10 protein-coding genes are annotated in these 14,660 nt (G+C 72.0%); 8 read left to right on the plus strand and 2 right to left on the minus strand.

Features of this window, described 5'->3' with window-relative positions; all coding sequences use genetic code 11:
• Positions 1 to 55: 55 nt before the first annotated feature.
• Positions 56 to 4,735: a fibronectin type III domain-containing protein gene (locus TAE01_RS17625; protein WP_186815270.1), complete on the minus strand. Its 4,680-nt coding sequence runs from the start codon at positions 4,733 to 4,735 to the stop codon at positions 56 to 58.
• A 495-nt stretch (positions 4,736 to 5,230) separates the two neighbouring features.
• Between TAE01_RS17625 and TAE01_RS20970 the strand changes: the two genes are divergently transcribed.
• The 7 genes from TAE01_RS20970 to TAE01_RS17665 all read left to right on the plus strand — a co-directional run bounded on the left by TAE01_RS20970 (position 5,231) and on the right by TAE01_RS17665 (position 12,689).
• Positions 5,231 to 6,187 carry a lytic transglycosylase domain-containing protein gene (locus TAE01_RS20970; protein ID WP_246111437.1) on the plus strand — a complete coding sequence of 319 codons (957 nt, stop codon included), beginning with the start codon at positions 5,231 to 5,233 and terminating at the stop codon, positions 6,185 to 6,187.
• Between the two features lie 102 nt (positions 6,188 to 6,289).
• Positions 6,290 to 8,014, plus strand: a complete 1,725-nt coding sequence (locus TAE01_RS17640; RefSeq protein ID WP_147068124.1) for a nitrite/sulfite reductase — start codon at positions 6,290 to 6,292, stop codon at positions 8,012 to 8,014.
• Positions 8,011 to 8,760, plus strand: a complete 750-nt coding sequence (locus tag TAE01_RS17645; protein ID WP_147068125.1) for a phosphoadenylyl-sulfate reductase — start codon at positions 8,011 to 8,013, stop codon at positions 8,758 to 8,760. Before TAE01_RS17640 ends, TAE01_RS17645 begins: the two co-directional genes overlap by 4 nt.
• Positions 8,757 to 9,746, plus strand: a complete 990-nt coding sequence (gene cysD / locus TAE01_RS17650; RefSeq protein ID WP_147068126.1) for a sulfate adenylyltransferase subunit CysD — start codon at positions 8,757 to 8,759, stop codon at positions 9,744 to 9,746. The genes TAE01_RS17645 and cysD overlap by 4 nt, the downstream gene beginning before the upstream one ends.
• The gene (locus TAE01_RS17655; RefSeq protein ID WP_147068127.1) at positions 9,746 to 11,113 is read left to right on the plus strand and encodes a sulfate adenylyltransferase subunit 1; all 1,368 of its coding nucleotides are present in this window, start codon (positions 9,746 to 9,748) and stop codon (positions 11,111 to 11,113) included. Before cysD ends, TAE01_RS17655 begins: the two co-directional genes overlap by 1 nt.
• Positions 11,101 to 12,324 (plus strand): uroporphyrinogen-III C-methyltransferase, encoded by a 1,224-nt coding sequence (cobA, locus tag TAE01_RS17660; RefSeq protein WP_147068128.1) that lies wholly within the window; start codon positions 11,101 to 11,103, stop codon positions 12,322 to 12,324. The genes TAE01_RS17655 and cobA overlap by 13 nt, the downstream gene beginning before the upstream one ends.
• Positions 12,325 to 12,506: 182 nt before the next feature.
• The gene (locus tag TAE01_RS17665; RefSeq protein WP_147068129.1) at positions 12,507 to 12,689 is read left to right on the plus strand and encodes a DUF8730 family Cys-rich protein; all 183 of its coding nucleotides are present in this window, start codon (positions 12,507 to 12,509) and stop codon (positions 12,687 to 12,689) included.
• 14 nt (positions 12,690 to 12,703) lie between these two features.
• On the opposite strand, the gene TAE01_RS17670 is transcribed toward TAE01_RS17665, so the two are convergent.
• Complete coding sequence (locus tag TAE01_RS17670) at positions 12,704 to 13,258, minus strand: hypothetical protein (protein WP_147068130.1); 555 nt, start codon at positions 13,256 to 13,258, stop codon at positions 12,704 to 12,706.
• 131 nt (positions 13,259 to 13,389) lie between these two features.
• On the opposite strand from TAE01_RS17670, the gene TAE01_RS17675 reads away from it, so the two are divergent.
• Positions 13,390 to 14,622 (plus strand): AGE family epimerase/isomerase, encoded by a 1,233-nt coding sequence (locus tag TAE01_RS17675; protein ID WP_147068131.1) that lies wholly within the window; start codon positions 13,390 to 13,392, stop codon positions 14,620 to 14,622.
• The last annotated feature ends 38 nt before the right edge of the window (positions 14,623 to 14,660 follow it).

A 14,660-nucleotide genomic window follows, 5' to 3' on the forward strand; every position in this document is an offset into this window, starting at 1 on the left:
CGGGCCGCGCGGGGGGGGGCATCCCTCGCGCGGCCCGACCGGTCGAGCGGGTGGGTCAGGGCGCGGTGCGCACCCGGACCACGGTCGACCAGGTGGAGTTCCCGGCCAGGTTCACCGCCGCCGCCCGCACGTAGTACGTCGTCGCCGGTCGCAGGTTGGCCGCGGTGTAGCTGGTCGCGCCCGATGATGCGCTCACCGACCTCGAGCCCGCTCCGATGAAGCTCGTCGTACGACTGACCTGCACCAGGTAGCCGTCGGTCGGCACGGTCACCGGGATGCCCGGCGTGAGGGTGACGGGAAGGCTGGTCCTCGTCGGCACGCCCGCCTTCACGCCCGGAGCGACCGGGGCCGCCATCGGCGGTGTCGGCGCGTTGGCCGACGCCGTGATGCCGACGGGTGCGGAGTTGGGCGAGCTGACGGCGCCCACCTGGCCCGAGATCCGGTAGTAGTACGTCCCTCCGGGCGAGACGTTCGAATCCGCAAAGGTGGTGGGCAGTACGCCTCCCCTCGGCGCAGTGAGTCGAGTGCTGTTCAGGTTTCCGACGAAGGCGGCGTTCGTGGCCCGTTGGACCGTGACGGCGGTGTAGGCCGCGGCGTTGGTCCACTTGAGGGTCACGATGCCCCTGCCGGGCGTGCTGGCGAAGGTCGCCGTCAGACCGGTGGGCGCATCGACCGCCGCGGTCCTCACCGTGAACGTGCTGCTCCAGCTGGAGTAGCCGCTCTTGGACTCGGACCGGAGCCGGTAGTAGTAGGTCGTCAGCTTGGTGAGGCTGGTGTCGACGTACGCCGGGCCGCCCGCAGGCACGTTCATCGCCTTCACGCCGACCGTGAACGTCGAGTTCGTCGCCCGCTGCAGCGTCCAGTTGCTGACGACCGGGTTGCCCGATCCCGGCTGAGTCCAGGCCAGTCCGACCGTCGTGGCCTGCACGCCGCCCGGCGAGCTCGTCAGACCGGTCGGCACCGGCGGCGCCGCGTTGACGACCATGGGTCGCATGAAGTCCATCTCCTCGTGGCTGAGCATGTGGCAGTGCCAGACGTACTCCCAGCCGTAGTCCTTCACCGAGTTCGGGACCGTGAGGGCCTGTCCGGTCAGCGGGTCGAACGTGCTGATCGGTGAGCCGATGGGCATGGACGGGTCGATCGGCCGGATCGAGTCGGGGAGCTTGAAGGGCAGGACCGGGATCTGTGGGCGCAGCGCCACGATCGTGTCCTCCAGCGGGTGCATGAGGACGGTGTCCTTCCAGCCCACCTCACCCGGCTCCGGCGCGTACTTCGCGCCGTCCCAACCGACCCGGTTGACGAGCTGCACGTCGAACAGGTGGAAGTGCACCGGGTGGCTGTCGACACCGTTGTGCGTGATCTTCCAGATCTGTGTGCCGTCACCGAGGGTTCCGATCTGCGCGCCGACCTGGTGTGGGTCGAGGACCTCGGTGGCCGGCTCGGCATAGCCGAAGGGCACCGTGGTCTGCACGTTGGCATTGGTGTTGGGCATCTCCGCACCGAGCGTGGCGTTCATCCGACCCCAGGTGGGGTCGAACTCCTCCACGATCGCCTTGGGCTGCATGCCCATCGTCACCGCGCTGGTGCCCCCGACCGGGGTGAAGGTCTTCGTCGTGTCGGCGAGGTTGGTGTAGTTGTTCGAGGTCGTGCTGACGGTCGAGGTGCCGACCGCGGTCGGGGTCGTGACGCCGTTGCCGCTCGGGTCGAGCGACCAGTCGTAGCCCTGGGGAAGGCTCAGGCCGTTGTAGGCCAGCTGCGGGACGATCGGCGCCGGCTGGTCGGCCTGGTAGGCCGTCTTCAGCGCCGCCGCCACCGCTTCCGTGGTGGTGCCACCGCTCTTCCCGAGGGTGGAGTCCACCTGGAACTGCAGGACGGTACGGGTGTTCGGGCCGTAGCCGGGCTGCGTGGTGGGCGCGCCGCCGGAGGTCGTCTGGTCCGGGTCACCGGTGTAGTAGTCGTTGCGCGGGTCGATCGCCGGGTCGGCTGCCGGGGCGTCGTTGTAGAGCACCAGCTTGGCGCCGTCGGGCACCTTGCTGAAGTCGACGAGGACGTCGGCGCGCTCGGCCGGGGCCAGCATCAGGCCGTGGTGCAGCACGTCCAGCACGATGATGTTGCGCCGGTTGTACTCGTAGTCCAGCGGCTGCGCGCTGATCGTCGCCGGCGTCGGCAGGAACCCGCCGTCGTTGCCGATCTGCAGCATGTCCGGTCCCGCGGCGTTGCACGCAGGAACGCCACCGTCGCGTCCGTCGTGTGGCCACGTGGCCTGCTGGGCCGCGGTGCAGCCGTTCGCCGGGTCCTTGAGAGCCGTCGGGGACGCGTCCATCATCGGCACCTCTCCGGCGTTCGCGTCGTTGAGGACGAGCCTGCCGGTGGTGGGGTCCTTCTTCCACATGTCCGCGTTGCTCTTGGCGTAGAACAGCGACAGGCTCAGGTGCCGGTCGTTGCTGCCGTTGAGGATCCGCAGCCGGTAGACCTTCTGTCCGACCTTCTGCGTCGGGTAGGGCGTGCCGTTGACCAGCATCGTGTCGAAGAACGACTCCATGGTCTGGGAGACGTTGCCGTCGGTCCCGTCGGCGTTCGGCCGGTCGAAGCCGGGGTTCTGGGCGTTCTCACAGGCGTTGCTCGCCGGGTCGCAGCTCGGGTCGGAGAGCGGGTTGGCGACCGGGTCGTTCTTCAGGCCGGTGAACGGCGGCCAGAACCAGGGTCCGTAGTCCCAGCGGCCCATCGCGTTCGCACCGTTGTCGTTGGTGGGGTTCTGGTTGGTCATGTAGACGTGCGGCATCCACAGGTTGCCCTTGCCGCCCCACTTGCTCTTCTGCCAGGTCGGGTCCTCGGCGGCCAGCTGGCTGTCGTTCGGGACGAAGGTCTTGTCCTGCAGGACCAGTGGAATGGTGTCCGCGCCGTCCTGGATGTCAGCCGTGGCCGACTCGAACGCCTTCTCCGCCGCGTCGTGGATGATGTACGGCGCCTCCTCGCCGGCATACACGTTCAGTCGCGTGATGCCGTACGAGTGGTCGTGGAAGAACATCATCCGGGCGGACTGCTGGTTGGTGTAGTAGAAGGTCTCGGAACCGTCGCCGGGGTTGTTCGACGTGTGGGTGGCGTCCTGCTTCGCGGACGCGTTCCCGTTCTGGTCGAACCACATGTCCGGCACGTAGGAGACCGAGACGCCCTTGGGGTAGGCGGTGTTCTCGCCGGTCGGGGTGATCCACTGGTGCGGCGTGCCGTCGCTGATCCACGGCGTCTTGCCGCCGTGCAGGTGGATGGTCGCGCGGTTCTGGGCGTAGTCCATGGGCTTGCCGTTGGTGTTCATGCCCAGCGGACCCATGCCGGCGCCCATGACGTTGGTGTCGACCGGCAGGAAGAGGTCGCCGCAGCCGGCGGTGGTGTTGATGGCGGTGCCGTTGATGGTGCCGTTCTGCTGCGGAAGGGTCGTGCGGTCGCAGGAGGCACCCTGCGACTGGGGCAGCATGTTGACGAACTTGACGCGGACCGGGTGGCCGGCCGTCGCCTCGATCATCGGGCCCATGTACTGCGGTGCGTCCGGGGCGACGTCGTTGACGCCACCCGCGTCCGTGCCCTTGTTGAGCTGGACGTAGAGCCGCAGCGTGGTCGGTGGCAGGTCCTTGTGCAGCTGCTTCTGCACCTCGACCAGGCCGATCTCGTAGTAGTCGCTGCCCGGGAAGGTCTTCGTGTCCGGGTGTGCGACGGAGATGTACTGCCCCAGGTCGTTGGCGTTCGCGCTGCCGACGCCCGGCAGGCTGTCGACGAACTTGCGGATGCCGCTGCCGTCCAGGAAGTAGCCCGCACCGCCGCCGTCGACGGTGATGCTGTCGATGGTCCCGGAGACCGATGCGGTCGCGGCCGCGCCACTGCCGGAGGTGGTGCTGCCGAAGGCGACCGTCACGGGGTGCGATGCGTCGTAGCCCGAGCCCGCGTGGTCGATGGAGATGCCTGAGACGGCGCCCGTGCTGTCGATCATGACGGTGCCGGTGGCGAGGTCGGTGCCGGTGGCGGGTGCGCTGAAGGTCACGGTGGGCGGGTTGGCCGGGTCGTAGCCCGTGCCCCCGTGCGTCACCGACACGCCGGTGACGCCGCCGACGACGGTCGCGTGCGCGGTTGCGCCGCTCCCTCCGCCGTCGAAGGTGATCGTCGGGTTCGGACCGTAGCCGGAGCCCCCGTCCGCCACCGTCACGCCGGTGACGACGCCGTTCTCGACCACCGCGCTCGCCGTGGCTCCCGTGCCCGTGGGGTCGGTGACCGCGACGCTCGCACCGCCGGTGGGCAAGGGGCTGTCGGCGTAGTTGGGGGTGTTGCCGAAGTAGTCCGGCTTGCCGCCCGGGTCCAGTGCCGGCGCCGCAGCGGCAGCGGCAGCCGCGGTGGCCGGCGCCGCAGCCGCGGTAGCGGTGCTCTGCGCCGCAGCGGGGGCGAGCCCGGCAACGGCCGCTGCTCGCTTCGTGCCCTTCGCGGCGGCAGCCTGGACCTGCAGCGCCGAGGCCTGGCCATGAGCTGCGTGCTTGCGGGTGTTGCCGGTGACAGCGCGCTTGGCGTAGTCGGCCGCGGTGACGGTGCCGCCGTGGCCAGAGCTCGACGTGCCGCGGTGCGGGGCAGTCGACGCGGCGAGCACCGGCGCTGCCGTCAGCGCCAGCGACGCCGGCGACGACGACAACGTCGTCGCCGCGGCGACCGCGAGCAGCCCTCCGCTCAGCGTCAGGGATCTGAACTTTCCGTGCATCTGTGCCTCCTGCTGTGAACGAGTGCGCATCTCGAGCAGCGCCGCGCCCGGAAGAGGGCGTGAGGTAGCGCGGGATGTGCTGAAGGGCCGTGCTCGGCTGCCGATGTGGTGCCGGGGCGGGTGGGCCACGCGGACCCCGGACGTCTGCCGTGCGAATGTCCGCGAGATGACGCCGGCGCCGGCCCTTAGCTGATCCAGCGTGGTAACGGCGTCATCAGTGACCTCCGTGACGGAGGTGTTTGTGGAATGCTTGAACTGTGCGCGCCGCCCTCACGCCGCGACCTCCAGTTCGCCGTAGCCGTCATTTAGCCCTCATCCGGCCGTCATGTCCGGCTCACCGTTCCGACCAGACCGCCCGCAACGCCGCGTGACGACCGCATGCCGAGGCCCTGGGGTCGCTCTCTGTGGGACTCGGCGTTCGTCGCCGCACGAAGGAGATTCGCGCTGTACTGGGAGACGTGGGCGGCAGCGGGCCGTCCGGAGAAGGGACTCGACGTGCACGGGCGGACACGGCGGAGGCTCAGCGCGGCGCGCGCCGCGACCACCGCGTTCGCCGTCGGTGGCCTGCTGCTGGGCTCGGCGGCCGGAGCCGTGGCGGCGGGGCCGCCGACCCCGACACCGACTCCCGCCCCCCTGCTCTCACCCCTGGTCCCGGGAGCGAGCAGCCCCTCCAGCGCGGCCGCAGCGTCCGGGCCCTCCGGCTCGCAGACACCGATCGGGCCGGGGTTCGGTTCGGTGGCCGGGGACCTCGTGCTCCCGGTCTTCGACGAGATCCGGGTCGCGGCCACCCTCTCGGTCGAGAACTCGTCCCCCGTGCCGGCGGCGGCGCTCGAGCCCGGAGGTGGGACGAGCAGCAACCCGACGCCGTGGACGCCGCGCGCGGTCGTCAAGATCCCCATCGCGGTGCCGCTGCCACGCAAGACCACGGGCGCCAGGAGCACCCTGACCAAGGACGAGATCATCTGGACGGCCTACGTGTCCGCGGCCCAGCGCCAGCGCAGCTGCCACATCCCCGTCATGCTGCTCGCCGCCATCGGCGAGGTCGAGTCGTCGTCGCTGCGCGGGCGCGCCCTCGACGCGTCGCACGACGCCACGCCGCCGGTGATCGGCCCCGCGCTGTCCGGTGGCGGATTCTCGGCGATCCGTGACACCGACGGCGGCCGCTGGGACGGGGACCCCGTCTGGGACCACGCCGTCGGCCCGATGCAGTTCATCCCCGCCACGTGGCGCATCTGGGGCGCGGACGGCAACGGTGACGGGGTCGCCGACCCGCAGAACATCGAGGATGCGGCGCTGGCCGCGGCGAACTACCTGTGCGCCGGTGGCCGCGACCTGTCCCGGCCCGCCGACCTCCAGGCCGCGATCCTGTCCTACAACCACTCGCAGCAGTACCTCGCGACGGTGCTCGGCATCGTCCAGGCGGTCGACTCGGGCCAGCTCGCAGGCCCCTGACCCGGCCCGACGGCATACGCGCATTCCCACCGGTTCGGTGGGATAGGGCCGCACTCTGGACCCGTTTGGGCAGTGATAAGTGCTGGTTATACATTCGATTACATGACCGTCACCGACTCCGCGACCGACACGGCCCCGGTGCGCCCCGGCACCCGACCGCCCCGAGCCGGCCGCTCCAACGGGCAGTGGAAGGTCGACGGCACCGAGCCGCTCAACGCCAACGAGACATGGAAGCAGGAGGAGGGTGGCCTCGGCGTCCGCGAGCGGATCGAGCAGGTCTACTCGCGCGAGGGCTTCGCCTCGATCCCGCCGCAGGACCTCTCCGGACGGTTCCGCTGGTGGGGGCTCTACACGCAGCGCCGGCCCGGCATCGACGGAGGCCGCACGGCCCAGCTCGACGACACCGAGCTGTCCGACGAGTACTTCATGCTCCGCGTGCGCCTCGACGGCGGCGCGATCAGCCTCGCCCAGCTGCGCGTCCTCGCCGACATCAGCCACGAGTTCGCCCGCGGCACCGCCGACATCAGCGACCGCCAGAACATCCAGTACCACTGGATCCGGGTCGAGGACGTGCCCGAGATCTGGCGGCGGCTCGAGGCCGTCGGCCTGCAGACGACCGAGGCCTGCGGCGACACCCCGCGCGTCATCCTCGGCAGCCCGCTGGCCGGCGTCGCCGACGACGAGATCATCGACCCGACGCCCGTCATCGACGAGATCCTCGACCGCTACGTCGGCGACCCCGAGCTCGCCAACCTGCCGCGCAAGTTCAAGTCGGCGATCACCGGCCACCCGAGCCTCGACGTCGTCCACGAGATCAACGACATCTCCCTCGTCGGGGTCGTCCACCCCGAGCTCGGCGCCGGCTACGACCTCTGGGTCGGTGGCGGCCTCTCGACGAGCCCTCGCCTCGCCGAGCGCGTCGGGGTCTTCGTCCGGCCCGAGGAGGCCGCCGAGGTCTGGCACGGCGTCATCCGGATCTTCCGCGACTACGGCTACCGGCGCCTGCGCAACAAGGCCCGCCTCAAGTTCCTCCTCGCCGAGTGGGGGCCCGAGAAGTTCCGCCAGGTCCTCCAGGACGAGTACCTCGGCCGCGAGCTGCCCGACGGTCCGCCGCCTGCACCGGCGAGCGGCCCCGGCGACCACGTCGGCGTGCACCTCCAGAAGGACGGCAGGCGCTACATCGGCGCGGCCCCGACCGTCGGGCGCATCAGCGGCGACGTGCTCACCGGTCTCGCCGACCTCATGGAGCACGTCGGCTCCGACCGGCTGCGCCTGACCCCGCACCAGAAGCTCGTCGTCCTCGACGTCCCGGGCCGCCTCGTGCGCGGCGCCGTCACCCGCCTCGACAGGCTCGGGCTCAGCACGGCGCCGAGCCCCTTCCGCCGCCACACCATGGCGTGCACCGGCATCGAGTTCTGCAAGCTCGCCATCGTCGAGACCAAGGCGACGGCGGCGAGGACGATCGCCGCGCTCGAGCAGCGCCTCGCCGACGTCACCGAGCAGCTCGACACCCCGATCAGCCTCAACGTCAACGGCTGCCCGAACTCGTGCGCCCGCATCCAGGTCGCCGACATCGGGCTCAAGGGCCAGCTCGTGACGATCGACGGCGAGCAGGTGCCCGGCTTCCAGGTGCACCTCGGCGGCGGCCTCGCCTCCGTCGACCGCGACGAGGCCGGCCTCGGACGCACCGTCCGGGGCCTCAAGGTGACGGCCGACGACCTGCCCGACTACGTCGAGCGCGTCGTGCGGACCTTCCTCGACCAGCGCGAGACCGGCGAGAGCTTCTCGTCGTGGACCCGCCGAGCAGACGAAGGAGCACTCCTGTGACCGCAGTCCCCCTCGCCACCCCCCGGGTCCCGCGCAAGCGGCGCACGGACGCCGAGCTCAAGGCGATCGTCGACGACTTCAACGCCACCCTCGCCGCGGACCCCGATCGCGAGCCGACGGCCGACGAGGTCGCGGCCTGGGCGGCCTTCCACTTCGACGGCACCCTCGCGGTGGCCTGCTCGATGGCCGATGCCGTGCTGCCGCACGTGGTCTCGCGCTTCGCCCCCGGCGTCGACGTGCTCTTCCTCGAGACCGGCTACCACTTCTCCGACACGATCGTCACCCGCGACATCGTCGCCGAGGACCTGCCGATCACCCTCGTCAACGTCATGCCCGAGCTGACCGTCGCCGAGCAGGACGAGAAGTACGGCGCGCGGCTCTACGAGCGCGACCCGGCCCTCTGCTGCCAGATGCGCAAGGTCGAGCCGCTCGCCCGGACCCTCCCGCTCTACGAGGCGTGGGTGACCGGGGTGCGCCGTGAGGAGTCGCCGACGCGGACCGACACCCCCCTCGTCACCTGGGACGACAAGAACGGCCTCGTCAAGATCAACCCGCTCGCCGCCTGGACGTTCGACGAGCTCCTGGCGTATGCCGGTGAGCACCAGGTCGAGGTCAACTCCCTTCTCTCCGACGGCTACCCGTCCATCGGCTGCGAGCCGTGCACCCGCCGGGTCGAGCCCGGCGAGGACCCCCGCGCCGGCCGCTGGGCCGGCTTCGCCAAGACCGAGTGCGGACTCCACACATGACGACCACCACCCCGACCACCCGGATTCCTGCCGACGACGGCGCCACGGGTGACACGGCATACGCCCGCTCCGGCGCGAAGAGCGCCGACGACCGGCGCCTGACCCACCTCGACGCGCTCGAGGCGGAGGCGATCCTCGTCATCCGCGAGATGGCCGGCGAGCTCGAGCGCCCGGCGCTGCTCTTCAGCGGCGGCAAGGACTCCGTCGTCATGCTCCACCTCGCGACGAAGGCCTTCTGGCCGGCGCCGATCCCGTTCCCGGTGCTGCACGTCGACACGGGGCACAACTTCCCCGAGGTGCTCGCCTACCGCGACGAGACGGTCGAGCGGCTCGGCCTGCGGCTCGTCGTCGCGAGCGTGCAGGACTACATCGACGACGGCCGGCTCCGTGAGCGCGCCGACGGCACCCGCAACCCGCTGCAGACCGTGCCGCTGCTCGACGCCATCAACGACAACCGTTTCGACGGCGTCTTCGGCGGCGGCCGGCGCGACGAGGAGAAGGCGCGCGCCAAGGAGCGCATCGTCAGCCTCCGCGACGAGTTCGGCCAGTGGGACCCCAAGAACCAGCGGCCCGAGCTGTGGAACCTCTTCAACCCCAAGCACCGTCCGGGCGAGCACGTGCGCGTCTTCCCGATCAGCAACTGGACCGAGGTCGACATCTGGCGCTACATCGACCGCGAGGACATCCCGCTCGCACCGCTCTACTACGCCCACGAGCGCGAGGTCTTCCGGCGCGACGGCATGTGGCTCGCCGTCGGTCCCGTGAGCCGGCCGCGTGACGACGAGCCGGTCGAGACACGGCTCGTGCGCTACCGCACCGTCGGCGACATGTCGTGCACGGGGGCCGTCGAGTCCCCGGCCACGACCAACGCCGAGATCGTCGTCGAGGTCGCCGCCTCGACCCTGACCGAGCGCGGCGCCACGCGCGCCGACGACCGGATCTCCGAGGCCGCCATGGAGGACCGCAAGAAGGAGGGATATTTCTGATGTCCACCACCACGCCGCTCCTCGACCCGGCGGCTGTCGCCGGTGCCGCTCGCGGCACCCTGCTGCGGCTCGCGACCGCCGGCTCGGTCGACGACGGCAAGTCGACCCTCGTCGGCCGCCTGCTCCACGACACGAAGTCGGTGCTGTCCGACCAGCTCGCGGCCGTCGAGCGCGTCTCGCGGGACCGCGGCCTCACGGCGGCCGACCTGGCCCTCCTCACCGACGGCCTGCGCGCCGAGCGCGAGCAGGGCATCACCATCGACGTCGCCTACCGCTACTTCGCGACGGCGAACCGCTCGTTCGTCCTCGCCGACTGCCCCGGGCACGTGCAGTACACGCGCAACACCGTCACCGGCAGCTCGACGGCCGACGTCGTCGTGCTCCTCGTCGACGCCCGCAAGGGCGTGCTCGAGCAGACCCGTCGCCACCTCGCCGTGACGGCGCTGCTCCGGGTGCCGCACGTCGTCGTCGCGGTCAACAAGATCGACCTCGTCGACTTCTCGCAGGAGGTCTACGACCGCGTCGAGGCCGAGGTGCAGGCGGTGGCCCGCGAGCTCGGCGTCGTCGATGCCACCGCCATCCCGGTCAGCGCCCTCGACGGCGACAACGTCGCAGCGCGTTCGCCGCGCACCCCGTGGTACGACGGGCCCAGCCTCCTCGAGCTGCTCGAGGCGCTGCCCCCGTCGGACGACCCCGCGAACGAGTCCTTCCGCCTACCGGTGCAGCTCGTCATCCGCCCCCAGGGTGCGGCCCGTGACGAGGCCCATCGCGACTACCGGGGGTATGCCGGCCAGGTGGCCTCGGGCGTCGTGCGCGTCGGTGACGAGGTCGTGGCCCTTCCCTCGGGTCGCCGCACGACCGTCACCGGCATCGACCTCGGCGAGCGGTCGCTCGACGAGGCGTTCGCGCCGCAGTCGGTGACGCTGCGCCTCGCCGACGAGATCGACATCTCGCGCGGTGACGTCATCGCCTCGGCCGACGACGCGCCGGAGCCGACCCAGGACATCAAGGCCGTCGTCTGCTGGCTCGGTGACGCGCCGCTGCGCCCGGGTCAGCGGCTGCTCCTCAAGCACGGGTCCCGCACGGTGCAGACGGCGGTCCGCACGCTCGACGGGGTGCTCGACCTCGACGACCTGCACACCGTCCCGTCAGAAGCCTTGTCCCTCAACGACATCGGTCTGGTGACCCTGCGCCTCGCTGCGCCGGTCCCGGTCGAGAACTACTCGACCTCCCGTCGCGGCGGTTCCTTCCTGCTCATCGACGCCCACGACGGTCGCACCGTCGCCGCCGGCATGGTGGGCGCGACGCTGCCCACCGCGGCGCCGGCCCCCACCGAGCCCGAGGGTGACGAGGTATGGGAGATCTGAAACCGGCCCTGCCGGTCGTCCTCGACCTGACCGGCCGGCTCGTCGTCGCCGTCGGGGGCGGCCCGGTGTCCGCGCGGCGCGTCCGGGCCTTCCTCGACGAAGGCGCGGTCGTGCGCGTCGTCGCCCCCTGGCTGTGCGAGGACCTGCGCGACCTGGCCGTGGCCGGCCGGGTCGAGTGGCTCGAGCGTGACTACGCCGGGCCCGCCGACCTCGACGGTGCGTGGTTCGCCCACACCGCGACGGGCAAGCCGTCCGTCGACCGCGAGGTCGCCGCGGACGCCGAGGCGCTCCGCGTCTGGTGCGTCGACGCCACCGAGGCCGCCGGCACCACGGCGAGTGTCACCGCCCGCGCCGACGTGACGACCCCCGACGGCCGGGTCACCGTGGCCACGTATGCCGCGGGCGACCCCGGCCTCGCCGTGACGGTCCGCGACGGGGTCGAGCGGGCGCTCGTGTCGGGCACGCTCGACCTGCGCCGCACCCGCACGCACGGGCGTCGCGGCTGGGTGGCGCTCGTCGGTGGCGGCCCCGGCATCGACGGTCTGCTCACCGCCCGCGGCCACGAGCTGCTCGCCTCGGCCGACGTCGTCGTCGTCGACCGCCTCGCCCCCCGGTCGGTCGTCGACCGGCTGCCCGCCTCGGTCCGGGTCATCGACGTCGGCAAGACGCCCGGCCACCACCCGGTGCCCCAGTCGCGGATCAACGACATCCTCGTCGAGGAGGCGCAGCGGGGCCTCGGCGTCGTCCGGCTCAAGGGCGGTGACCCCTACGTGCTCGGTCGCGGAGGCGAGGAGCGCGACGCGTGCGAGGCACACGGCATACGCGTCGAGGTCGTGCCCGGCGTGACGAGCGCGGTGAGCGTGCCTGCGGCTGCAGGGATCCCGGTCACCCACCGTGGCGTCGCGAGAGGCTTCACGGTCGTCACGGGCCACGAGGACATCCCGGTGCTGCCGACCGGCGGCGACCACACGCTCGTGCTGCTCATGGGGGTGACGCAGCTGGCGCGCACGACCGAGCTGCTCGCCCTGCACGGCCGCTCGCCCGACTGCCCCGTCGCGGTGGTCGAGCGCGGCTTCGCCCCCGACCAGCGCACCACGGTCGGCACGGTCGCCACGATCGCCGACCTCGCGCGGGAGCGCGGCGTCAGAGCCCCGGCCGTCGTGGTCGTCGGCGACGTCGTGCGGCTGGGCCCCGACTGGCAGCAGCGCTGACCCGTCCCGCTCAGCAGCGCCCGTCCCGCTCAGCAGCGCCGGAGCGCTCCACCGCCCCTGAGCCGAACCACCGCCGCTGAGCCGAACCGCCGTCGTTGAGCGGGCTTGGCCCGCACGGCCACCGTCGGCTACTCTCGTGGAGACATACCCCCATGGGTATCAAGACGTGAGGAGAGACCACCATGTGCCGTGCCGCCACCTGCAAGACCTGTGGCAAGACGACGTGGGCCGGCTGCGGCCAGCACGTCGACCAGGTCATGCGCAACGTGCCCGCGGGCCAGCGCTGCCCCGGACACGCCCCGACGGAGCAGTCCTCGTCCGGCTCGGGCTCCGGCTTCCTCGGCCGCTTCTTCGGCCGCGGCTGACAGCTCGCCGGGCGTCAGCCGAGAGAGGCGACCTGCGCCTCGACGATCTCGGCGAGCTGGGGCCACCGGACCGCCTCGGCGCGACCGCCCAGGGCCCCCACGACGACGGTCTGCCCCGCCGCGCACCACAGGGTGAGCTGGCGGGCGTGCTCGCCGTCGAGGACGAAGGGCAGCTCGGCGGCCTCGACGTGGCCCGCGCCGGTCACGGGCGGCGGTGTCACCGTGCGCATCTCCCCGACATCCGACACCCCCTTGCTCTTCGGCATCGTCCGCGGCAGGGACCGCAGCTCGGTGACGGCTGCGCGCGCGTCCTCGGGTGACGCGAACGGGATGACCTGGAGGAAGAGGTCCGCGCGGCCGACCTCCTGGTAGCCGCGCAGGCTCGTGACCGAGCGCACCGCCCGGGCCCGGGTGATGGCCTCGCTCGTGCTCCCGCTCGCGCCCGTGCGGTAGGTCCGGCCGCCACGTGCCACCCACGGGCCTCCGGGCACGGCACCTGCCGGGAGGCAGACGTTGCGCGACCCGATCGACCTCAGCTGCGCCAGCATGACCCGTCCGATGTTCGTCACGCGGTCACGATATGCCGCGGAAGCCGCAACGTCCGGACGTGGGACGGGAGGGTGCGACAGGATGTCAGGGGCCGCAGCACGGAGCGCACGCGCCGGCGACCAGCCACCCGCCCGACCTGACGAGGACGACGATGCCCGAGACGCCACACCCCGAGAGTGCCCCCCGCCTCCCGGAGACCGAGGCCCGACGCCTCGATGACGCGGCGACCCGGCTCGTCGACGTCGCCGCCCACTCGCTCGACCCGGCGGGCGGCTTCGGCTGGCTCGACGACGCGGGACGGCTCACGCCGGGGCGCCCCGCCGAGACGTGGGTGACGTGCCGCATGACGCACACCTTCGCCCTGGCCCACCTGCACGGCGACGCCCGCGCCGCCGACCTCGTCGACCACGGCGTGCAGGCGCTGCGCACGACGCTGCACGACGACCGCCACGGTGGCTGGATGTCCGTCGCCGGCCGGCCGGACGGCGGCAAGGAGGCGTATGCGCACGCGTTCGTCGTCCTGGCCGCGGCCTCCGCCACGGGGACGGGCCACCCCGACGGACGGGCGTTGCTCGACGACGCGCTCGGCGTCATGGTCGACCACTTCTGGGACGAGGACGAGGGCCTCGTCGTCGACCAGTGGGACGCGTCGTGGACCCGGCTCGACCCCTACCGCGGCGTCAACGCCAACATGCACACGGTGGAGTCGTTCCTCGCCGCGGCGGACGCGACGGGCGATCGCGTCTGGCTCGACCGCGCGACACGGGTGCTGACCCGCGTCGTCGACGGCTTCGCGCGGTCGCACGACTGGCGCCTGCCCGAGCACTTCGACGAGCAGTGGCGGCCCATGCTCGACCACAACGTCGACAACCCGGGGCACCCGTTCCAGCCGTACGGCGTGACGATCGGCCACCTCATCGAGTGGTCGCGCCTGTCGCTGCACGTCGCGACGGCGCTCGGCGACGCGGCGCCGGCCTGGCTGCCCGGGGCGGCGCGCGACCTCTACGCGGCCGGCGTGCAGCGCGGCTGGGACGTCGACGGCGCCCCCGGCTTCGTCTACACGACCGACTTCCACGACCGTCCGGTCGTGCGCGAGCGCATGCACTGGGTCGTCGCCGAGGCGATCGCGGCCGCCTGGACGCTGCACCGGGCGACGGGTGAGGCCGCCTACGCCGAGGACTACGACCGCTGGTGGGCGTATGCCGTCCGCCACCTCGTCGACGCCCGTGACGGTTCGTGGGTCCACGAGCTCGACGCGCACAACGAGCCGTCGAGCGTCGTGTGGTCCGGCCGGCCCGACGTCTACCACGCCTACGAGGCCACGGTGCTGCCGCTGATGCCGGAGGCGGCGAGCTTCATCGGGGCGGCGCGCGGCGGCTGGTGAGGTCGGGTACGCACCGGGTGCACGACTCCACCGAGCCC

Source organism: Terrabacter aerolatus (assembly GCF_007991735.1).
Lineage (GTDB): Bacteria > Actinomycetota > Actinomycetes > Actinomycetales > Dermatophilaceae > Terrabacter > Terrabacter aerolatus.

Coding starts and splice junctions, on each gene's coding strand:
- TAE01_RS17625 (WP_186815270.1), bottom strand. CDS start 4,735: ATGCACGGAAAGTTCAGATCCCTGACGCTGAGCGGAGGGCTGCTCGCG.
- TAE01_RS17640 (WP_147068124.1), top strand. CDS start 6,290: ATGACCGTCACCGACTCCGCGACCGACACGGCCCCGGTGCGCCCCGGC.
- cysD (WP_147068126.1), top strand. CDS start 8,757: ATGACGACCACCACCCCGACCACCCGGATTCCTGCCGACGACGGCGCC.
- TAE01_RS17655 (WP_147068127.1), top strand. CDS start 9,746: ATGTCCACCACCACGCCGCTCCTCGACCCGGCGGCTGTCGCCGGTGCC.
- cobA (WP_147068128.1), top strand. CDS start 11,101: ATGGGAGATCTGAAACCGGCCCTGCCGGTCGTCCTCGACCTGACCGGC.
- TAE01_RS17665 (WP_147068129.1), top strand. CDS start 12,507: ATGTGCCGTGCCGCCACCTGCAAGACCTGTGGCAAGACGACGTGGGCC.
- TAE01_RS17675 (WP_147068131.1), top strand. CDS start 13,390: ATGCCCGAGACGCCACACCCCGAGAGTGCCCCCCGCCTCCCGGAGACC.